The organism is Pantoea brenneri, from assembly GCF_038594305.1.
GTDB lineage: Bacteria > Pseudomonadota > Gammaproteobacteria > Enterobacterales > Enterobacteriaceae > Pantoea > Pantoea brenneri.
Genome location: NZ_JBCGBG010000007.1, coordinates 122,673 through 137,360, shown reverse-complemented (window position 1 = coordinate 137,360; position 14,688 = coordinate 122,673). Strand labels below are relative to the sequence as shown.

Annotated in this window: 13 protein-coding genes; 9 read left to right on the top strand and 4 right to left on the bottom strand. The window is 57.2% G+C overall.

The features are described from left to right. Positions 1-43: 43 nt before the first annotated feature. A complete protein-coding gene (fldB, locus tag AABB92_RS20140; protein WP_031376212.1) occupies positions 44-562 on the bottom strand; it encodes a flavodoxin FldB in 519 nt (172 codons plus the stop codon). 102 nt (positions 563-664) lie between these two features. Here fldB and xerD point away from each other — a divergent pair, with 102 nt between their 5' ends. The 5 genes from xerD to lysS all read left to right on the top strand — a co-directional run bounded on the left by xerD (position 665) and on the right by lysS (position 6,865). Then, positions 665-1,558: a site-specific tyrosine recombinase XerD gene (gene xerD / locus AABB92_RS20135; RefSeq protein ID WP_031376211.1), complete on the top strand. Its 894-nt coding sequence runs from the start codon at positions 665-667 to the stop codon at positions 1,556-1,558. 21 nt (positions 1,559-1,579) lie between these two features. Continuing rightward, positions 1,580-2,293 carry a bifunctional protein-disulfide isomerase/oxidoreductase DsbC gene (dsbC, locus tag AABB92_RS20130; protein ID WP_031376210.1) on the top strand — a complete coding sequence of 238 codons (714 nt, stop codon included), beginning with the start codon at positions 1,580-1,582 and terminating at the stop codon, positions 2,291-2,293. Between the two features lie 3 nt (positions 2,294-2,296). After that, a complete protein-coding gene (gene recJ / locus AABB92_RS20125) occupies positions 2,297-4,033 on the top strand; it encodes a single-stranded-DNA-specific exonuclease RecJ (RefSeq protein ID WP_046289225.1) in 1,737 nt (578 codons plus the stop codon). Positions 4,034-4,236: 203 nt separating this feature from the next. Continuing rightward, positions 4,237-5,335, top strand: a protein-coding gene (gene prfB / locus AABB92_RS20120) for a peptide chain release factor 2 (protein WP_122983627.1) whose coding sequence is annotated in 2 segments (ribosomal slippage) — positions 4,237-4,311 and positions 4,313-5,335 — 1,098 coding nt in all. Because the reading frame shifts where the segments join, the coding sequence is not laid out codon by codon here. 9 nt (positions 5,336-5,344) lie between these two features. Then, a complete protein-coding gene (lysS, locus tag AABB92_RS20115) occupies positions 5,345-6,865 on the top strand; it encodes a lysine--tRNA ligase (protein WP_031376208.1) in 1,521 nt (506 codons plus the stop codon). Positions 6,866-6,947: 82 nt separating this feature from the next. Here lysS and AABB92_RS20110 read toward each other — a convergent pair whose 3' ends face one another. Beyond that, positions 6,948-7,574 carry a serine protease gene (locus AABB92_RS20110; protein WP_031376207.1) on the bottom strand — a complete coding sequence of 209 codons (627 nt, stop codon included), beginning with the start codon at positions 7,572-7,574 and terminating at the stop codon, positions 6,948-6,950. A gap of 367 nt (positions 7,575-7,941) precedes the next feature. On the opposite strand from AABB92_RS20110, the gene AABB92_RS20105 reads away from it, so the two are divergent. Continuing rightward, positions 7,942-9,105, top strand: coding sequence for an MFS transporter (locus AABB92_RS20105; RefSeq protein ID WP_031376206.1), 1,164 nt, complete (start codon positions 7,942-7,944; stop codon positions 9,103-9,105). Here the strand turns inward: AABB92_RS20105 and AABB92_RS20100 are convergent. Then, positions 9,102-10,022 carry a LysR family transcriptional regulator gene (locus AABB92_RS20100; RefSeq protein ID WP_031376205.1) on the bottom strand — a complete coding sequence of 307 codons (921 nt, stop codon included), beginning with the start codon at positions 10,020-10,022 and terminating at the stop codon, positions 9,102-9,104. The two genes, AABB92_RS20105 and AABB92_RS20100, sit on opposite strands and share 4 nt — an antisense overlap. A gap of 102 nt (positions 10,023-10,124) precedes the next feature. On the opposite strand from AABB92_RS20100, the gene lysA reads away from it, so the two are divergent. After that, complete coding sequence (lysA, locus tag AABB92_RS20095) at positions 10,125-11,381, top strand: diaminopimelate decarboxylase (RefSeq protein ID WP_031376204.1); 1,257 nt, start codon at positions 10,125-10,127, stop codon at positions 11,379-11,381. Here the strand turns inward: lysA and AABB92_RS20090 are convergent. After that, a complete protein-coding gene (locus tag AABB92_RS20090) occupies positions 11,378-11,722 on the bottom strand; it encodes a PTS lactose/cellobiose transporter subunit IIA (protein ID WP_031376203.1) in 345 nt (114 codons plus the stop codon). The two genes, lysA and AABB92_RS20090, sit on opposite strands and share 4 nt — an antisense overlap. 179 nt (positions 11,723-11,901) lie before the next feature. Between AABB92_RS20090 and AABB92_RS20085 the strand changes: the two genes are divergently transcribed. Together AABB92_RS20085 and AABB92_RS20080 are read left to right on the top strand one after the other, a co-directional pair. Continuing rightward, positions 11,902-13,251, top strand: a complete 1,350-nt coding sequence (locus tag AABB92_RS20085; RefSeq protein ID WP_031376202.1) for a PTS sugar transporter subunit IIC — start codon at positions 11,902-11,904, stop codon at positions 13,249-13,251. Next, the gene (locus AABB92_RS20080) at positions 13,248-14,675 is read left to right on the top strand and encodes a glycoside hydrolase family 1 protein (protein ID WP_031376201.1); all 1,428 of its coding nucleotides are present in this window, start codon (positions 13,248-13,250) and stop codon (positions 14,673-14,675) included. Before AABB92_RS20085 ends, AABB92_RS20080 begins: the two co-directional genes overlap by 4 nt. Positions 14,676-14,688: the final 13 nt, after the last annotated feature.

Genomic DNA, 14,688 nt, shown 5'->3' with positions numbered 1-14,688 from the left:
CGTCAGGGCCAAAAGCCACCTGCCGGACCACACCGTTTTGCGATTACAGCAGTTCGGCGGTTTCCGTTAACACCTGCTCGCACCACTGCTCGACGCGCTCGTCGGTGACCTCAAACTGATTCACATCATCGAGCGCCAGACCGACAAACTGCTTCCCATCGGCACTGAGCGGTTTCGGGCTGGTGAACTCGTACCCTTCCAGCGGCCAGTAACCCACAAAACGCACCCCCATCGGCTGCAATAGCTCATGCAGCATACCGAGCGCATCAAGGAACCATTCACCGTAGCCAATCTGATCGCCCATACCATACAGCGCCACAATCTTATTGCGCAGATTCAGGGTCGACAGCTGTGGCCAGATCGCTTCCCAGTCCTCCTGCAACTCGCCAAAATCCCAGGTCGGGATGCCCATGATCAGCAGATCGTACTGTTCCATCAGGCGCGGATCGTCATCTTTGACGTTGTGCAGGGTGACCAGCTCTTCGCCAATAAAATCGCGAATTTTCTCCGCTACGATTTCGGTGTAACAGGTGCTGGAACCGTAAAAAAGGCCGATTTTCATGCAGATAACACTCTGTAAATACTGACTTTGGCGCAATTGTACCAGAAGCGCCGTTGAATCAGGCATAATGAGCATGATTTTACAGCGAACGGCGGGGATAACGTGCAAGACAGCGAACTGACTGAACAGTTTCTCGATGCGCTCTGGATTGAACGCAATCTGGCGCAGAATACTCTCTCCTCCTATCGCCAGGATCTCCAGACGCTGACCAGCTGGCTGGCGCATCATAACCTGACGCTGCTCAGCGTGATGCCGCTGGATCTGCAGCAGTTTCTGGCCGAGCGGCTGGAGGGCGGTTACAAGGCGACCAGTTCAGCCCGGCTGCTGAGCGCTATGCGCCGCCTGTTTCAATACCTCTACCGCGAGAAGCTGCGCGCTGACGATCCCAGTGCGCTGTTATCGGCACCAAAACTGCCGCAGCGGCTGCCGAAAGATCTCAGTGAAGCGCAGGTTGAACGCTTGCTACAGGCACCAAATATCGACATCCCGCTGGAGCTGCGCGACAAAGCGATGCTGGAGTTACTCTACGCCACCGGTTTGCGTGTTTCTGAGCTGGTCGGCCTGACGCTGAGTGATATCAGCCTGCGCCAGGGTGTGGTGCGGGTAATCGGCAAAGGCGATAAAGAGCGACTTGTGCCGTTAGGTGAAGAAGCGGTTTACTGGCTGGAGCATTATCTGGAACATGGGCGTCCGTGGTTGCTCAACGGACAGACGCTGGACGTGATGTTCCCGAGCAACCGGGCGCAGCAGATGACGCGGCAGACCTTCTGGCACCGCATCAAGCATTACGCCACGCTGGCCGGCATCGACAGTGAAAAATTGTCGCCCCATGTGATGCGCCATGCGTTTGCTACCCATCTGCTGAACCACGGTGCCGATCTGCGTGTCGTACAGATGTTGCTGGGACACAGCGATCTCTCCACCACCCAAATTTATACGCATGTCGCCACCGAGCGCCTGCGTCAGTTGCATCAACAACATCATCCGCGGGCCTGATCTGCGGGAATAAGGAAAGAGATGAACAAGCATTTTGCCATGCTGGCGCTGTTAGCCAGTGCCTTTTCCGGTCTGGCGCAGGCCGATGACAGCGCCATTCAGCAATCATTGAAAAAGCTCGGCTTAAATCAGACTGAGATTACCTCATCGCCGCTGCCGGGCTTTAAAACCGTGCTGTCGGAAAGCGGTGTGCTCTACGTGACCGATGATGGCAAACACATGATTCAGGGCCCGCTGTATGACGTCAGCGGTGCGCAACCGGTCAACGTAACCAATAAGCTGCTCGATAAAAAAGTCGAGGCGCTGGTGCCGGAAATGATCGTCTACAAAGCACCGAAAGAGCAGCATGTGGTGACGGTGTTTACCGACATTACCTGTGGCTACTGCCGCAAACTGCATGAGCAGATGGCGGACTACAATGCGCTGGGTATCACCGTGCGCTACCTGGCGTTCCCACGTGAAGGACTGCATGGTCAGATTGAAGGCGCGATGAAAGCGATCTGGTGCAGCGCCGATCGTAATAAAGCCTTTGATGATGCGATGAAGGGCGATGCGCCGAAAATGACCGCGCCTGACAGCTGCAAAATCAATATTGAACAGCATTACAAGCTCGGGGTGCTGTTTGGCATTCAGGGCACGCCAGCCATCCTGACCGACAGCGGCATGATGATTCCGGGCTATCAGGGTCCGCAGGAGCTGAAGCAGGTACTGGATAATCAAAAACGTGGTGGTTAATCGGTGGTAAAAAACGAAGTGGAACTGCGTCGCCGTGAGGTGACGGTCGAAGATGCGCTGCCGGCAACCCTGCCGCCGCTGCTGAAACGTCTTTATCTGCAGCGCGGGGTACGCGACGCGGCTGAGCTGGAGCGCGGCGCGAAAAACCTGCTGCCGTTCCAGGCGCTGAGCGGAATCGATAGCGCGGTAGCGTTGCTGCATCAGGCGCTGCTCGATGGCCGTCGCATTATGGTGGTGGGCGATTTTGATGCCGACGGCGCGACCAGTACCGCGCTGACGGTGATGGCGCTGCGCAGCATGGGCGGCAGCAACGTGCAGTATCTGGTGCCGAACCGCTTCGAAGATGGCTATGGTCTCAGCCCGGAAGTGGTTGAACAGGCGCGTGCGCGCGGTGCGGCGATGATCCTGACGGTGGATAACGGCATCTCGTCGCATGCTGGCGTGGAATGTGCACATCAGCACGGCATTCCGGTGCTGATCACCGATCACCACCTGCCGGGTGAGACCCTGCCGGCGGCGGAAGCGATCGTCAATCCTAACCTGGCGGACTGCAATTTTCCTTCCCGCGCGCTGGCCGGTGTCGGCGTCGCCTTTTATCTGATGCTGGCCCTGCGCGCTTATCTGCGGACGCAGGGCTGGTTTGGCACAACCCGCAGCGAACCCAATCTGGCTGAACTGCTGGATCTGGTGGCGCTTGGCACGGTGGCCGATGTGGTGCCGCTCGACGTCAATAACCGCATTCTGGTGTGGCAGGGACTGAGCCGGATTCGCGCCGGTAAATGCCGTCCCGGCATTCGTGCGCTGCTGGAGATTGCCAACCGCGATGCGCGCCAGCTGGCGGCCAGCGATCTCGGCTTTGCGCTTGGACCACGGCTCAATGCGGCAGGGCGGCTGGATGATATGTCAGTCGGGGTGGCGTTACTGATGACCGACGATCTCAGCCAGGCGCGGATGTTAGCCAGCGAACTGGATGCGCTGAATCAGACGCGTAAAGAGATTGAGCAGGGCATGCAGAGCGAAGCGCTGGCGCTGTGTCAGGCGCTGGAACGTGAGCAGAGCGACCTGCCGCTGGGGCTGGCGTTTTATCATCCGGAGTGGCATCAGGGCGTGGTCGGGATTCTGGCCTCGCGGCTGAAAGAGCGCTTCCATCGCCCGGTGATTGCCTTTGCGCCAGCCGGTGACGGCACGCTGAAAGGCTCCGGCCGCTCGATTGCCGGTCTGCATCTGCGTGATGCGCTGGAGCGGCTCGATACGCTGAATCCAGGGCTGATGCTGAAGTTTGGCGGCCATGCAATGGCGGCGGGACTGTCGCTGGAAACCGCACGCTATGAGGAGTTTCGCCAGCGTTTTGCCGAACTGGTCGGCGAATGGCTGGATGGCGAATCGCTGCAGGGCATCATCTGGTCCGATGGCGCGCTGCAGCCGCAGGAATTTTCCCTGCAGACCGCTGAGATGCTGCGTGAAGCGGGTCCCTGGGGCCAGGCGTTCCCGGAGCCAGCGTTCGACGGCAAATTTAAGCTGTTACAGCAGCGGCTGGTCGGCGAGCGGCATCTGAAAGTGATGGTGGAACCGCTGGGCGGCGGCCCGCTGATTGATGGCATCGCCTTCAATGTCGATACCACACTGTGGCCCGACACCAGCGTACGTCAGGTCGAGCTGGCCTACAAACTGGATATCAATGAATATCGCGGGAACCGTTCGGTGCAGCTGATCATTGATCATCTCTGGCCGATTAACTGACCTCTGGCGGCGGTCCTGCGGCAGCGCGCGGCCGCCCGCCGGGCTCAGGACCGCCTTCTTTTCCTCTGGTGAAACGCCACTCGCCACGCGGTTAATCGATCGCCGCGCCACCACCGCATCAGCGCTACAAACTGTCGTCAGTTTCGGGTAAACTTATGCGTTAATTTTCCTGTCCCATCGAACGCAAAAAAGACGCTAAAGCCATGTTTGAAATCAACCCGGTCAAAAACCGTATTCAGGACCTCAGTGAGCGCAGCGACGTTCTTCGGGGGTATCTTTGACTACGATGCCAAGAAAGAACGCCTCGAAGAAGTAAACGCCGAGCTGGAACAGCCAGACGTGTGGAACGAACCGGAACGCGCCCAGGCACTGGGCAAAGAGCGCTCCTCGCTTGAAGCGATTGTTGACACTCTCGATCAGATGACGCAAGGCCTGGAAGATGTCCAGGGTCTGCTGGAGCTGGCAGTTGAAGCGGATGACGAAGAGACGTTCAACGAAGCGGTGGCCGAGCTGGATGGCCTCGAAAGCAAACTGGGCGAACTCGAATTCCGCCGCATGTTCTCCGGTGAGTACGACAGCGCCGACTGCTATATCGATCTGCAGGCGGGCTCCGGCGGTACCGAAGCGCAGGACTGGGCCAGCATGCTGATGCGTATGTATCTGCGTTGGGCTGAAGCCCGCGGCTTCAAAACTGAAATTATTGAAGAGTCTGAAGGCGAAGTGGCGGGTATTAAATCCGTGACCATTCGTGTGTCAGGCGATTACGCCTTTGGCTGGTTGCGTACCGAAACCGGCGTGCATCGCCTGGTGCGTAAGAGCCCGTTCGACTCCGGCGGTCGTCGTCACACCTCCTTCAGCTCAGCCTTTATCTATCCGGAAGTGGATGACGATATTGATATCGACATCAACCCCGCCGATCTGCGCATTGACGTCTATCGCGCCTCCGGTGCCGGCGGCCAGCACGTTAACCGGACGGAATCTGCGGTACGTATTACCCATATTCCGACCGGCACCGTGACCCAGTGCCAGAACGACCGTTCTCAGCACAAGAACAAAGATCAGGCGATGAAGCAGATGAAGGCGAAGCTGTACGAGCTTGAGATGCAAAAGAAAAATGCTGAGAAACAGGCGCTGGAGGACAACAAGTCCGACATCGGCTGGGGCAGCCAGATCCGTTCTTACGTGCTCGACGATTCGCGCATTAAAGATCTGCGTACCGGTGTGGAAACGCGCAACACCCAGGCGGTGCTGGACGGCGATCTGGATCGATTCATTGAAGCTAGTTTAAAAGCAGGGTTATAAGGAACCGACATGTCTGAACAACAACCGCAGAGCGCTGACGCCGCACTTGAGTTAAACAACGAACTGAAAACGCGTCGCGAAAAGCTGAGCGCGCTGCGTGCAAATGGCGTGGCGTTTCCTAACGATTTCCGTCGTGACACCCTCTCGAACCAGCTGCATGAACGCTATGACGAGAAGAGCAACGAAGAACTGGAAGATCTGGGCATTGAAGTCAGCGTTGCCGGACGCATGATGACCCGTCGTATCATGGGTAAAGCGTCATTCGTTACCCTGCAGGACGTTGGCGGACGCATTCAGCTCTATGTCTCGCGTGACGATCTGGCCGAAGGGATCTACAACGAGCAGTTCAAAAAGTGGGACCTCGGCGATATCCTTGGCGCGCGCGGCAAGCTGTTCAAAACCAAAACCGGCGAACTGTCGATTCACTGTTCTGAGCTGCGTCTGCTGACCAAAGCCCTGCGTCCGTTACCGGATAAGTTCCACGGCCTGGCCGATCAGGAAACCCGTTATCGTCAGCGCTACCTCGATCTGATCGCCAACGATGAGTCCCGTAACACCTTCAAAATTCGCTCGCAAATCATGGCCGGTATCCGCCAGTTCATGGTCAGCCGCGACTTTATGGAAGTGGAAACTCCGATGATGCAGGTGATCCCAGGCGGCGCATCGGCGCGTCCGTTTATCACCCATCACAATGCGCTGGACATCGATATGTACCTGCGTATTGCCCCGGAACTCTATCTGAAGCGTCTGGTGGTAGGGGGCTTTGATCGGGTGTTCGAGATCAACCGTAACTTCCGTAACGAAGGCATTTCGCCACGTCATAACCCTGAGTTCACCATGATGGAACTCTATATGGCGTATGCGGATTACAAAGATCTGATCGAGCTGACCGAAAGCCTGTTCCGTACGCTGGCACAGGATGTGCTGGGTACCACCGTGGTGCCGTATGGCGAACATCAGTTCGATTTCGGTAAGCCGTTTGAAAAACTGACGATGCGCGAAGCGATCAAGAAATACCGTCCGGAAACCGACCTGGCCGATCTGGAAGACTTTGATAAAGCGGTAGCGATCGCTGAATCGCTGCACATTAAAGTCGAGAAGAGCTGGGGACTGGGCCGTGTGGTCACCGAGATCTTCGAAGAGACGGCAGAAGCGCATCTGATTCAGCCAACCTTTATCACCGAATATCCGGCTGAAGTATCACCGCTGGCGCGTCGTAACGATCAGAATCCAGAGATCACCGATCGCTTTGAGTTCTTCATCGGCGGCCGTGAAATCGGTAACGGCTTCTCCGAGCTGAACGATGCGGAAGATCAGGCTGAGCGTTTCCTGCAGCAGGTGAATGCCAAAGATGCGGGCGATGACGAAGCGATGTTCTACGACGAAGATTACGTCACTGCGCTGGAACACGGTCTGCCGCCTACTGCGGGTCTCGGTATCGGTATCGACCGTATGGTCATGCTGTTTACCAACAGCCACACCATCCGCGACGTGATCCTGTTCCCGGCGCTGCGTCCGGGCAGCAAGTAAGTCACTTTGCGTTAAGCAGAATGCAGAAAGGCCGGAGACTCCGGCCTTTTTTTTCGTCGCTGTCCGGTTCAGACAACGGCGGTCACGACTTCACTACGCCATCCAGCCACTGCTGAAACCGCGCATAAGGTACATACAGCGCCACGTTCTTATACAGAGTTTTGCCGCTGGTATTGTCATTAATACGGTCGCTGTAGCCGATGATTACTCCCGCCAGCGTATCGTCAGAGGCGTTATACACCGCGCCGCCCGACATCCCTTTCACCACTCCAGCATTGGCCGCCACCACCACGCAGTCCGCCTTGTTCCAGCTGTTCGCCAGCGTGGTATTGATCAGGTTCTGGCCGCTGGAACTGACCGGCATCGCCGAAATAAAGCTGTAGCCGTACAGATTGACCCGATCGCCGATATGACTGTTGCGAAAGCTGGGTGGCAGGCTTGCCTCGCTGTTTTTGTGGTAGACCACCGCCAGATCGCATTGCGGATGCCAGGCTTTGACCCGGTAAAGTGAAAATTTCGCCACGTGCGCGGCGGTCAGACTGTATTCCGCCGTCAGCGGAATCGTGGTACCCAGCGTGCCTAAGCCGAGCACGGTAGGAATGCCGGTCACGGTCATATCGACCCGCTTTTCGGCCTCTTTACTGTACTCATAGTGGCCAACCGAGCAGCCGGTTAAAGCAAAAACCATCAAGGCAATGAGCCGTTGCATTCTTTCTCCCCGCGTCAGAATTCGATCACATCACCTGGCGTTTCATAATGGGGTTATCGGCAACGCTAAAATTTTATTTATTGCTGACACATTAAAAAGGGTAACGGGTGACGGGCAAATGACAACCAGAGATTGCCTGCGGCGGTGATTCCTGGATTTTTCCACCGTGCCGGAGATGAGCGTCTGGCGGATTGATGACAGAAATTATTGCTGGTGTGGCAATAAACCTTTGCTGCTATTGGGGTATATGGGCTCCAGCGGCTGTGCTGTAATAGCCAGCGTGACGCAGATCAAATTTTAATAAGCGTCGATTGGGCCACGCGTTCGCGCGGTTCACCTGCATTTTCATGGTATTGGGAGAAATGTTATGCCTGTAGCGTTACTGGCGCTGGCGTTGAGTGCGTTCGCCATCGGCACCACCGAGTTCGTCATTATGGGGCTGCTGCCGGACGTGGCGGCCGATCTTCAGGTGTCGATTCCGTCAGCGGGCTGGTTAATCAGCGGCTATGCGTTGGGCGTGGCGATTGGCGCACCGATTATGGCGCTGCTGACCGCCCGGTTGCCGCGTAAAAAGACGCTGACGCTGCTGATGGTGATCTTCATCGTCGGCAACCTGCTGTGCGCGCTGGCGTACAACTATAACCTGCTGATGCTGGCGCGCATTGTAACCGCGCTGTGTCACGGTGCTTTCTTTGGCATTGGTGCGGTGGTCGCAGCCAGTCTGGTAGCACCAGGTCGTCAGGCTTCTGCCGTGGCGCTGATGTTTACCGGTCTCACGCTGGCGAACGTGCTGGGCGTGCCGCTTGGCACCTGGTTTGGTCAGCTGTTTGGCTGGCGTGCTACCTTCTGGGGCGTAGCGGTCATCGGCGTACTGGCCTTCATCGCCCTGATTGTCAGCCTGCCGAATAACAAGCAGGAAAAACCGGTCGACCTGGCGAGTGAAGTGAGCGCGCTGGCCAACGGTAAACTGTGGCTGTCGCTGCTGATGACGGTGTTTTTTGCCGCGGCAATGTTTGCCTTGTTCAGTTATATCGCGCCGCTGCTGTTACAGGTGACCGGCATCAGCGACCGTGGCGTCAGCTGGACACTGTTCCTGATTGGCGCAGGCCTGACGGTCGGCAATATTCTGGGCGGCAAGATGGCGGACTGGAAAGTCTCCTTCAGCCTGATCCTTAGCTTCTCGCTGATTGCGATCTTCTCCCTGCTGTTTAGCTGGACCAGCCATGCGCTGTGGCTGGCGGAGATCACTCTGTTCCTGTGGGCGATGGCCACCTTTGCTACCGTGCCGGGTCTGCAGATTAACGTGGTACGCCACGGTAAAGAGGCTCCCAATCTGGTGTCGACCCTGAATATTTCAGCGTTCAACGTTGGTAATGCGCTGGGTGCCTGGGTCGGTGGGGCAGTGATTGGTCGGGGCTACGGCCTGACGGCGGTGCCGGTTGCCGCCGCCGCGCTGGCACTGATCGGTCTGCTGGTTTGCCTGATCACCTTCCGCAAATCGGGTGGCGCAACGTCTGCGGTGCGCGCTTAAGCTAAGCGGGCGGCGATGCGCGCCGGGAAGTCAGCCACCTGCTGCTGCAGATGTCTGACAAACGCATCGACCAGCGCCGAGGCGGGGCGGTGATGCGGTCTGACCAGGCTGACGGTAAACGGTACCGAAACGCTGAATCGCCGCATCACCACACCGCTGTCGGCATAATCGAGCGCCGTCAGCGGATTAACGATCGATACCCCGACGCCCGCCCTGACCATCGCGCAGACGGAGGCGGCGCTGTGGGTCTCCAGCACCAGACGACGCTCAACATCCTGCTCATGAAACAACGCATCCAGCAGCTGGCGATAACTGTCGGTGCGCGACAGGCTGACATAATTCTCACCGGCAAAATCCTGCGGCGTCAGCACGGCCCGCTGGCTCAGTGGATGCTGAGGCGGCAACACGCAGACTTCATCGCAGGTTAAGAGCGCATGGCGGTCAGTGCCGGCCGGCGCATGCTGAGTTTCGGTTAAGCCGAGGTCATAGCGCTGCGCCGATAACCACTCCTCCAGCAGCGGCGACTCCTGCGGAATCACATTCAGGCTGACATCCGGGTAGCGCTGCAAAAAAGGCTGACACAGCGGCGGCAGCAGCGACTGCGAAAACACCGGCAGACAGGCGACAGAAAGCTCACCCTGACGAAACTGACGCAGATTATCAGCCGCCTCCATAATGCGATCCAGCCCGTACCAGGAACGCTGAACCTCTTCAAACAGGCGCAGCCCCTGTACCGTAGGCTGCAGACGTCCGCGTACCCGACCAAACAGCTGTAGCCCCAATTGCTGCTCCAGCCGCGCCAGTTCCCGACTGACCGTAGGCTGAGAGGTGTGCAGCAGAGTCGCGGCCTGCGTCAGGTTACCGCTGGTCATCACCGCGTGAAAAATTTCGATGTGTCGCCAGTTAATGTTCGCCATCAGGTGATGCCATATCAGTTTTGCATAGATGCTATTAAAACAGATATTTTTCGCTATGACACGATTCTGGCTTAATGCGGTTATTGCCACAGGAGATCCCTCATGCCCCGTTCCTTACAGACCACCGAAACCGCGCTCAACGTCACGCAACTGCTGCCGCTGGCACGCCGCTATGCTGGGCCTTTCTGGGCCTACGATGCGCAGATCATTCAGGCACGCATCGCCCAGTTACAGGCGTTTGATGTGGTGCGTTTCGCCCAGAAATCCTGTTCAAATATTCATATCCTGCGCCTGATGCGGGCGGCCGGAGTAAAGGTAGACTCGGTATCGCTGGGTGAGATTGAACGTGCGCTGGTGGCGGGGTATCAGCCGGGCGGAGATGAGATCGTCTTTACCGCTGATCTGTTTGATCAGCCGACGCTGGAGCGGGTTGCGGCGCTGCAGGTGCCGGTTAATGCCGGTTCGGTCGATATGCTGCATCAGCTGGGCGCTGTCTCGCCGGGTCATGCGGTATGGCTGCGGGTTAATCCCGGTTTCGGGCACGGCCACAGTCAGAAAACCAATACCGGCGGCGAAAACAGCAAGCACGGAATCTGGCATGGCGATCTGGCTTTAGCGCTGGCGGCGATCCAGCAGTACGGTCTGCGGCTGGTGGGGATTCATATGCACATCGGTTCCGGGGTCGATTACGCCCATCTGCAACAGGTGTGTGATGCGATGGTCAGTCTGGTGGTGGAGTTTGGTCAGGATCTGACGGCGATCTCAGCGGGTGGCGGCCTGTCGATTCCTTATCGCTACGGTGAAGAGGCGATCGATACCGATCACTATTTTGGCCTGTGGGATGCTGCGCGTCAGCGCATTGCTCAGCATCTGGGCCACGCCGTCAAACTGGAGATTGAGCCGGGCCGTTTTCTGGTGGCCGAATCGGGCGTGCTGGTGTCGCAGGTGCGGGCGGTCAAAGCGATGGGCAGCCGCCACTTTGTGCTGGTCGACGCCGGATTCAACGATTTAATGCGCCCATCAATGTATGGCAGCTATCACCATATCTCGCTGATGGCGGGCGACGGGCGTCAGATTGATGAGCAGCAGACCCTCGACAGCGTGGTGGCGGGGCCGCTGTGTGAGTCGGGCGACGTCTTTACCCAGCTGGAAGGCGGCAAAGTCGATACCCGTGCGATTCCGGCTGCGCAGGTCGGTGATTATCTGGTATTTCATGACACCGGCGCGTATGGCGCATCTATGTCATCGAACTACAACAGCCGTCCACTGATCCCGGAAGTGCTGTTCGAACAGGGGCAGCCGCGCGAGATCCGTCGCGCGCAGACTATCCAGGAATTACTGGCGCTGGAAGGCGGCTAACCGCTTGCACAGGCGGTACCTGCTGCCGCCTGTGCGTTAAACAGCTCTTTACGCAGCATCACCATCTCCTCCGCCAGATCGCGACACAGCATCGCATTCATTAAGTGATCCTGAGCATGCACCAGGATCAGCGTCACCGGCAGTTTGCCGCTGCCTTCATCCGCGCCAATCAACTGCGTCTGAATCTTGTGCGCCTGTTTTGCTGCGGCATCGGAGGCGGTCAGCGCCGCGTCGGCAGCCGACCAGTCACGCTGGCGCGCAGACTGGATCGCCATCATCGCTGACGATCGTGCTTCACCCGCATTGATCAGCAATTCCATCATGGTTTGTTCGAAATCCATACAATCCTCGCTATTGGTATGCCAAATTGGCTTTTTTAATCATACTGGAATGCCAAAAAACGTTTCCGGGAGCTTTGTCACAGAAAGAATGGTTAAGAATCGTCATTTTGGTATGCCACTAACCGGGAAGATACCGACCACTACTGGAATGCCGATCTTACATCTCTGAGGGTTGACCCATGTCTCTACAGGACCGCCTTATCGATTCCCTGGGCAGCTTTGCCACCCGCTTCAATAGTTATCGCTACATCATGGCGATCAAAGCCTCGTTCATCACCCTGATGCCGGTGATCATCGTTGGCGCTTTCTCAGTGCTGATCTCTAACATGGTGCTGGACAGTAAAAATGGCCTCGCCAGCTTTGCTGCACTGGGATTTTTAGCCGACCTGAAACCGATCACCAGCAGCATTAACTACGCCACGCTCAGCTTCCTCAACATTGGCGCGGTGTTCCTGATTGGCATCGAGCTTGGCCGCATCAACGGCATCAAAACCTTGTTCCCTGGCCTGCTGGCGATCATTTGCTTTGTGTCCGTGACGCCGACCACTTTACAGATGATGGTCGACGGTCAGATGCATCTGGTCACCGACGTGCTGGCTAAACAATTCTCCGATACCAAGAGCCTGTTTCTCGGCATGTTTATCGCCATCCTGTCGGTAGAGATCTATTGCCGGCTCGAGCAGGTTGAGCGGCTGAAAATTAAGATGCCGGACACAGTGCCGCCCAACGTTGCCGCCTCTTTCTCCGCGCTGATCCCGTCGATTATCACCGTGACGCTGGTCGCCACCTTTGGCTTTATTTTCCATCGCGTTACCGGCATGTATCTGTATGACGCGGTCTATCAGGTGGTGCAGCAACCGCTGGAGTCGGTGGTACAGAGCCTGTGGGGAATTCTGATTCTGATGTTCGTCGCCCAGCTATTTTGGGTGATCGGCATTCACGGTAATCAGATGGTGAAACCGATTCGTGAACCGCTGCTGCTGGGGGCGATTATGGTCAATATGACCGCCTTTGAGCAGGGTAAAGAGGCGCCGAATATCATCACCATGCCGTTCTGGGATGTCTATATGAGCATTGGCGGGTCCGGCCTGACTATCGGCCTGCTGACCGCGGTGATGCTGGCGACGCGCCGCAAAGAGATGCGTGAAATCGCCAAACTCTCGTTCGGTCCCGGCATTTTCAATATCAATGAGCCGGTAATATTTGGCATGCCGATTATGCTCAATCCGATCCTGGCGATCCCGTTCATCATCACGCCGCTGGTAACCGGCTCAATCGGCTACTTCGCCACAGTGATGGGGTTTGCCGGCAAAGCGGTGGTGATGGTGCCGTGGACCACGCCGCCGATCATTAACGCCTGGCTGTCGACAGCGGGATCGATGGGCGCGGTGGTGACCCAGATTATCTGCATTATGGTGTCGGTGCTGATCTACCTGCCGTTTGTCAAAGTGGCAGCCCGTCGCGCCGATGCCGCCGAAGCGAAGAATCAACAACCTGAACTGGCCCGAAACCAATCGGAGGTGTTATGAGTCGCCAGCTTATTCAGATCCCGCAGAATTTTATCCTTGGCGCCGCCGCGTCAGCCTGGCAAACCGAGGGCTGGAGTGGCAAAAAAGCCGGGCAGGATTCGTGGCCGGATGCCTGGTATCAGCAGGATCGGCATGTCTGGCATCAGGGCTATGGTCCGGCCGTGGCGACCGACTTCATTAACCGCTTTGCTGAAGATGTAGCGCTGATGAAGGCCAGCGGGCTGACCCACTACCGCACCTCAATCAACTGGTCGCGCTTTCTCACCGATTATGAAAGCGCCACGGTGGATGAGGAGTACGCGGCTTACTATGACCGGCTGATTGATGAAATGCAGCGCCAGGGCATTGAACTGATGCTCTGTCTGGAGCATTACGAGCTGCCCGCTACGCTGCTGGAGCAGTATGGCGGCTGGCAGTCAAAGCACGTGGTTGAACTGTTTATCCGTTACGTCGAGCAGGTATTTAAACGCTATGCCGGCCGGGTAACGCGCTGGTTTGTGTTTAATGAGCCGATTGTGGTGCAGACCCGGGTCTATCTCGACGCGCTGCGCTGGCCGTACGAGCAGAACACCCATAAATGGATGCAGTGGAACCACCACAAAAATCTCGCCACCGCGCGGGTGGTGCAGCTGTTTCGCCAGCAAGGCTATGCCGGTCGTATCGGGACCATCCTCAACCCGGAGGTGACCTATCCACGCTCGTCGGCCGCGCATGACCAGAAGGCGGCGCAGATCTACGACCTGTTCTATAACCGGGTGTTTCTCGATCCGGCTATCAAAGGCGAGTACCCGGCGGAGCTGCTGGCGCTGCTGGATAAACATCAGATTGAGTGGCAGGCCACAGCGGAGGAGCTGGCGATCATCGCCGCCAATACCGTCGATGAGGTCGGGCTTAACCTTTACTATCCGCACCGCGTGAAGGCACCGTCCCGTGCCTGGCATCCCGATACGCCGTTCCATCCTGCCTGCTATTACGAGCACTTTGAATTGCCGGGCCGGCGGATGAACCGTTCACGCGGCTGGGAAATTCAGCCGGAAATCATCTGGGATATGGCGCAGCGGATGCGTGATGAGTACGGCAACATCCCGTGGTTTGTCGCCGAGAGCGGAATGGGCGTCGAAAACGAAGCGCAATTTAAAAACGCTGAGGGGGAAATTCAGGACGACTACCGCATTCACTTTATCAGCGAGCACCTGCATCAGGCGGTCCGTGCGCATCAGGCGGGCATCAACTGTCAGGGCTATATGCTGTGGGCCTTCACCGACAACGTCTCGCCGATGAACGCCTTCAAAAACCGCTATGGCCTGATCGAAATCGACTTAGATAACCAGCGTCAGCGTCGCATGAAGAAATCCGCCCACTGGTTCCGGGCGCTGCGCGACAGTCAGCAATTTACCCTGTGGCTTGATGATGAGCCGAAATAACAAGAGGAAGCGA

Coding starts and splice junctions, on each gene's coding strand:
- fldB (WP_031376212.1), bottom strand. CDS start 562: ATGAAAATCGGCCTTTTTTACGGTTCCAGCACCTGTTACACCGAAATC.
- dsbC (WP_031376210.1), top strand. CDS start 1,580: ATGAACAAGCATTTTGCCATGCTGGCGCTGTTAGCCAGTGCCTTTTCC.
- lysS (WP_031376208.1), top strand. CDS start 5,345: ATGTCTGAACAACAACCGCAGAGCGCTGACGCCGCACTTGAGTTAAAC.
- AABB92_RS20110 (WP_031376207.1), bottom strand. CDS start 7,574: ATGCAACGGCTCATTGCCTTGATGGTTTTTGCTTTAACCGGCTGCTCG.
- AABB92_RS20105 (WP_031376206.1), top strand. CDS start 7,942: ATGCCTGTAGCGTTACTGGCGCTGGCGTTGAGTGCGTTCGCCATCGGC.
- AABB92_RS20100 (WP_031376205.1), bottom strand. CDS start 10,022: ATGGCGAACATTAACTGGCGACACATCGAAATTTTTCACGCGGTGATG.
- lysA (WP_031376204.1), top strand. CDS start 10,125: ATGCCCCGTTCCTTACAGACCACCGAAACCGCGCTCAACGTCACGCAA.
- AABB92_RS20090 (WP_031376203.1), bottom strand. CDS start 11,722: ATGGATTTCGAACAAACCATGATGGAATTGCTGATCAATGCGGGTGAA.
- AABB92_RS20085 (WP_031376202.1), top strand. CDS start 11,902: ATGTCTCTACAGGACCGCCTTATCGATTCCCTGGGCAGCTTTGCCACC.
- AABB92_RS20080 (WP_031376201.1), top strand. CDS start 13,248: ATGAGTCGCCAGCTTATTCAGATCCCGCAGAATTTTATCCTTGGCGCC.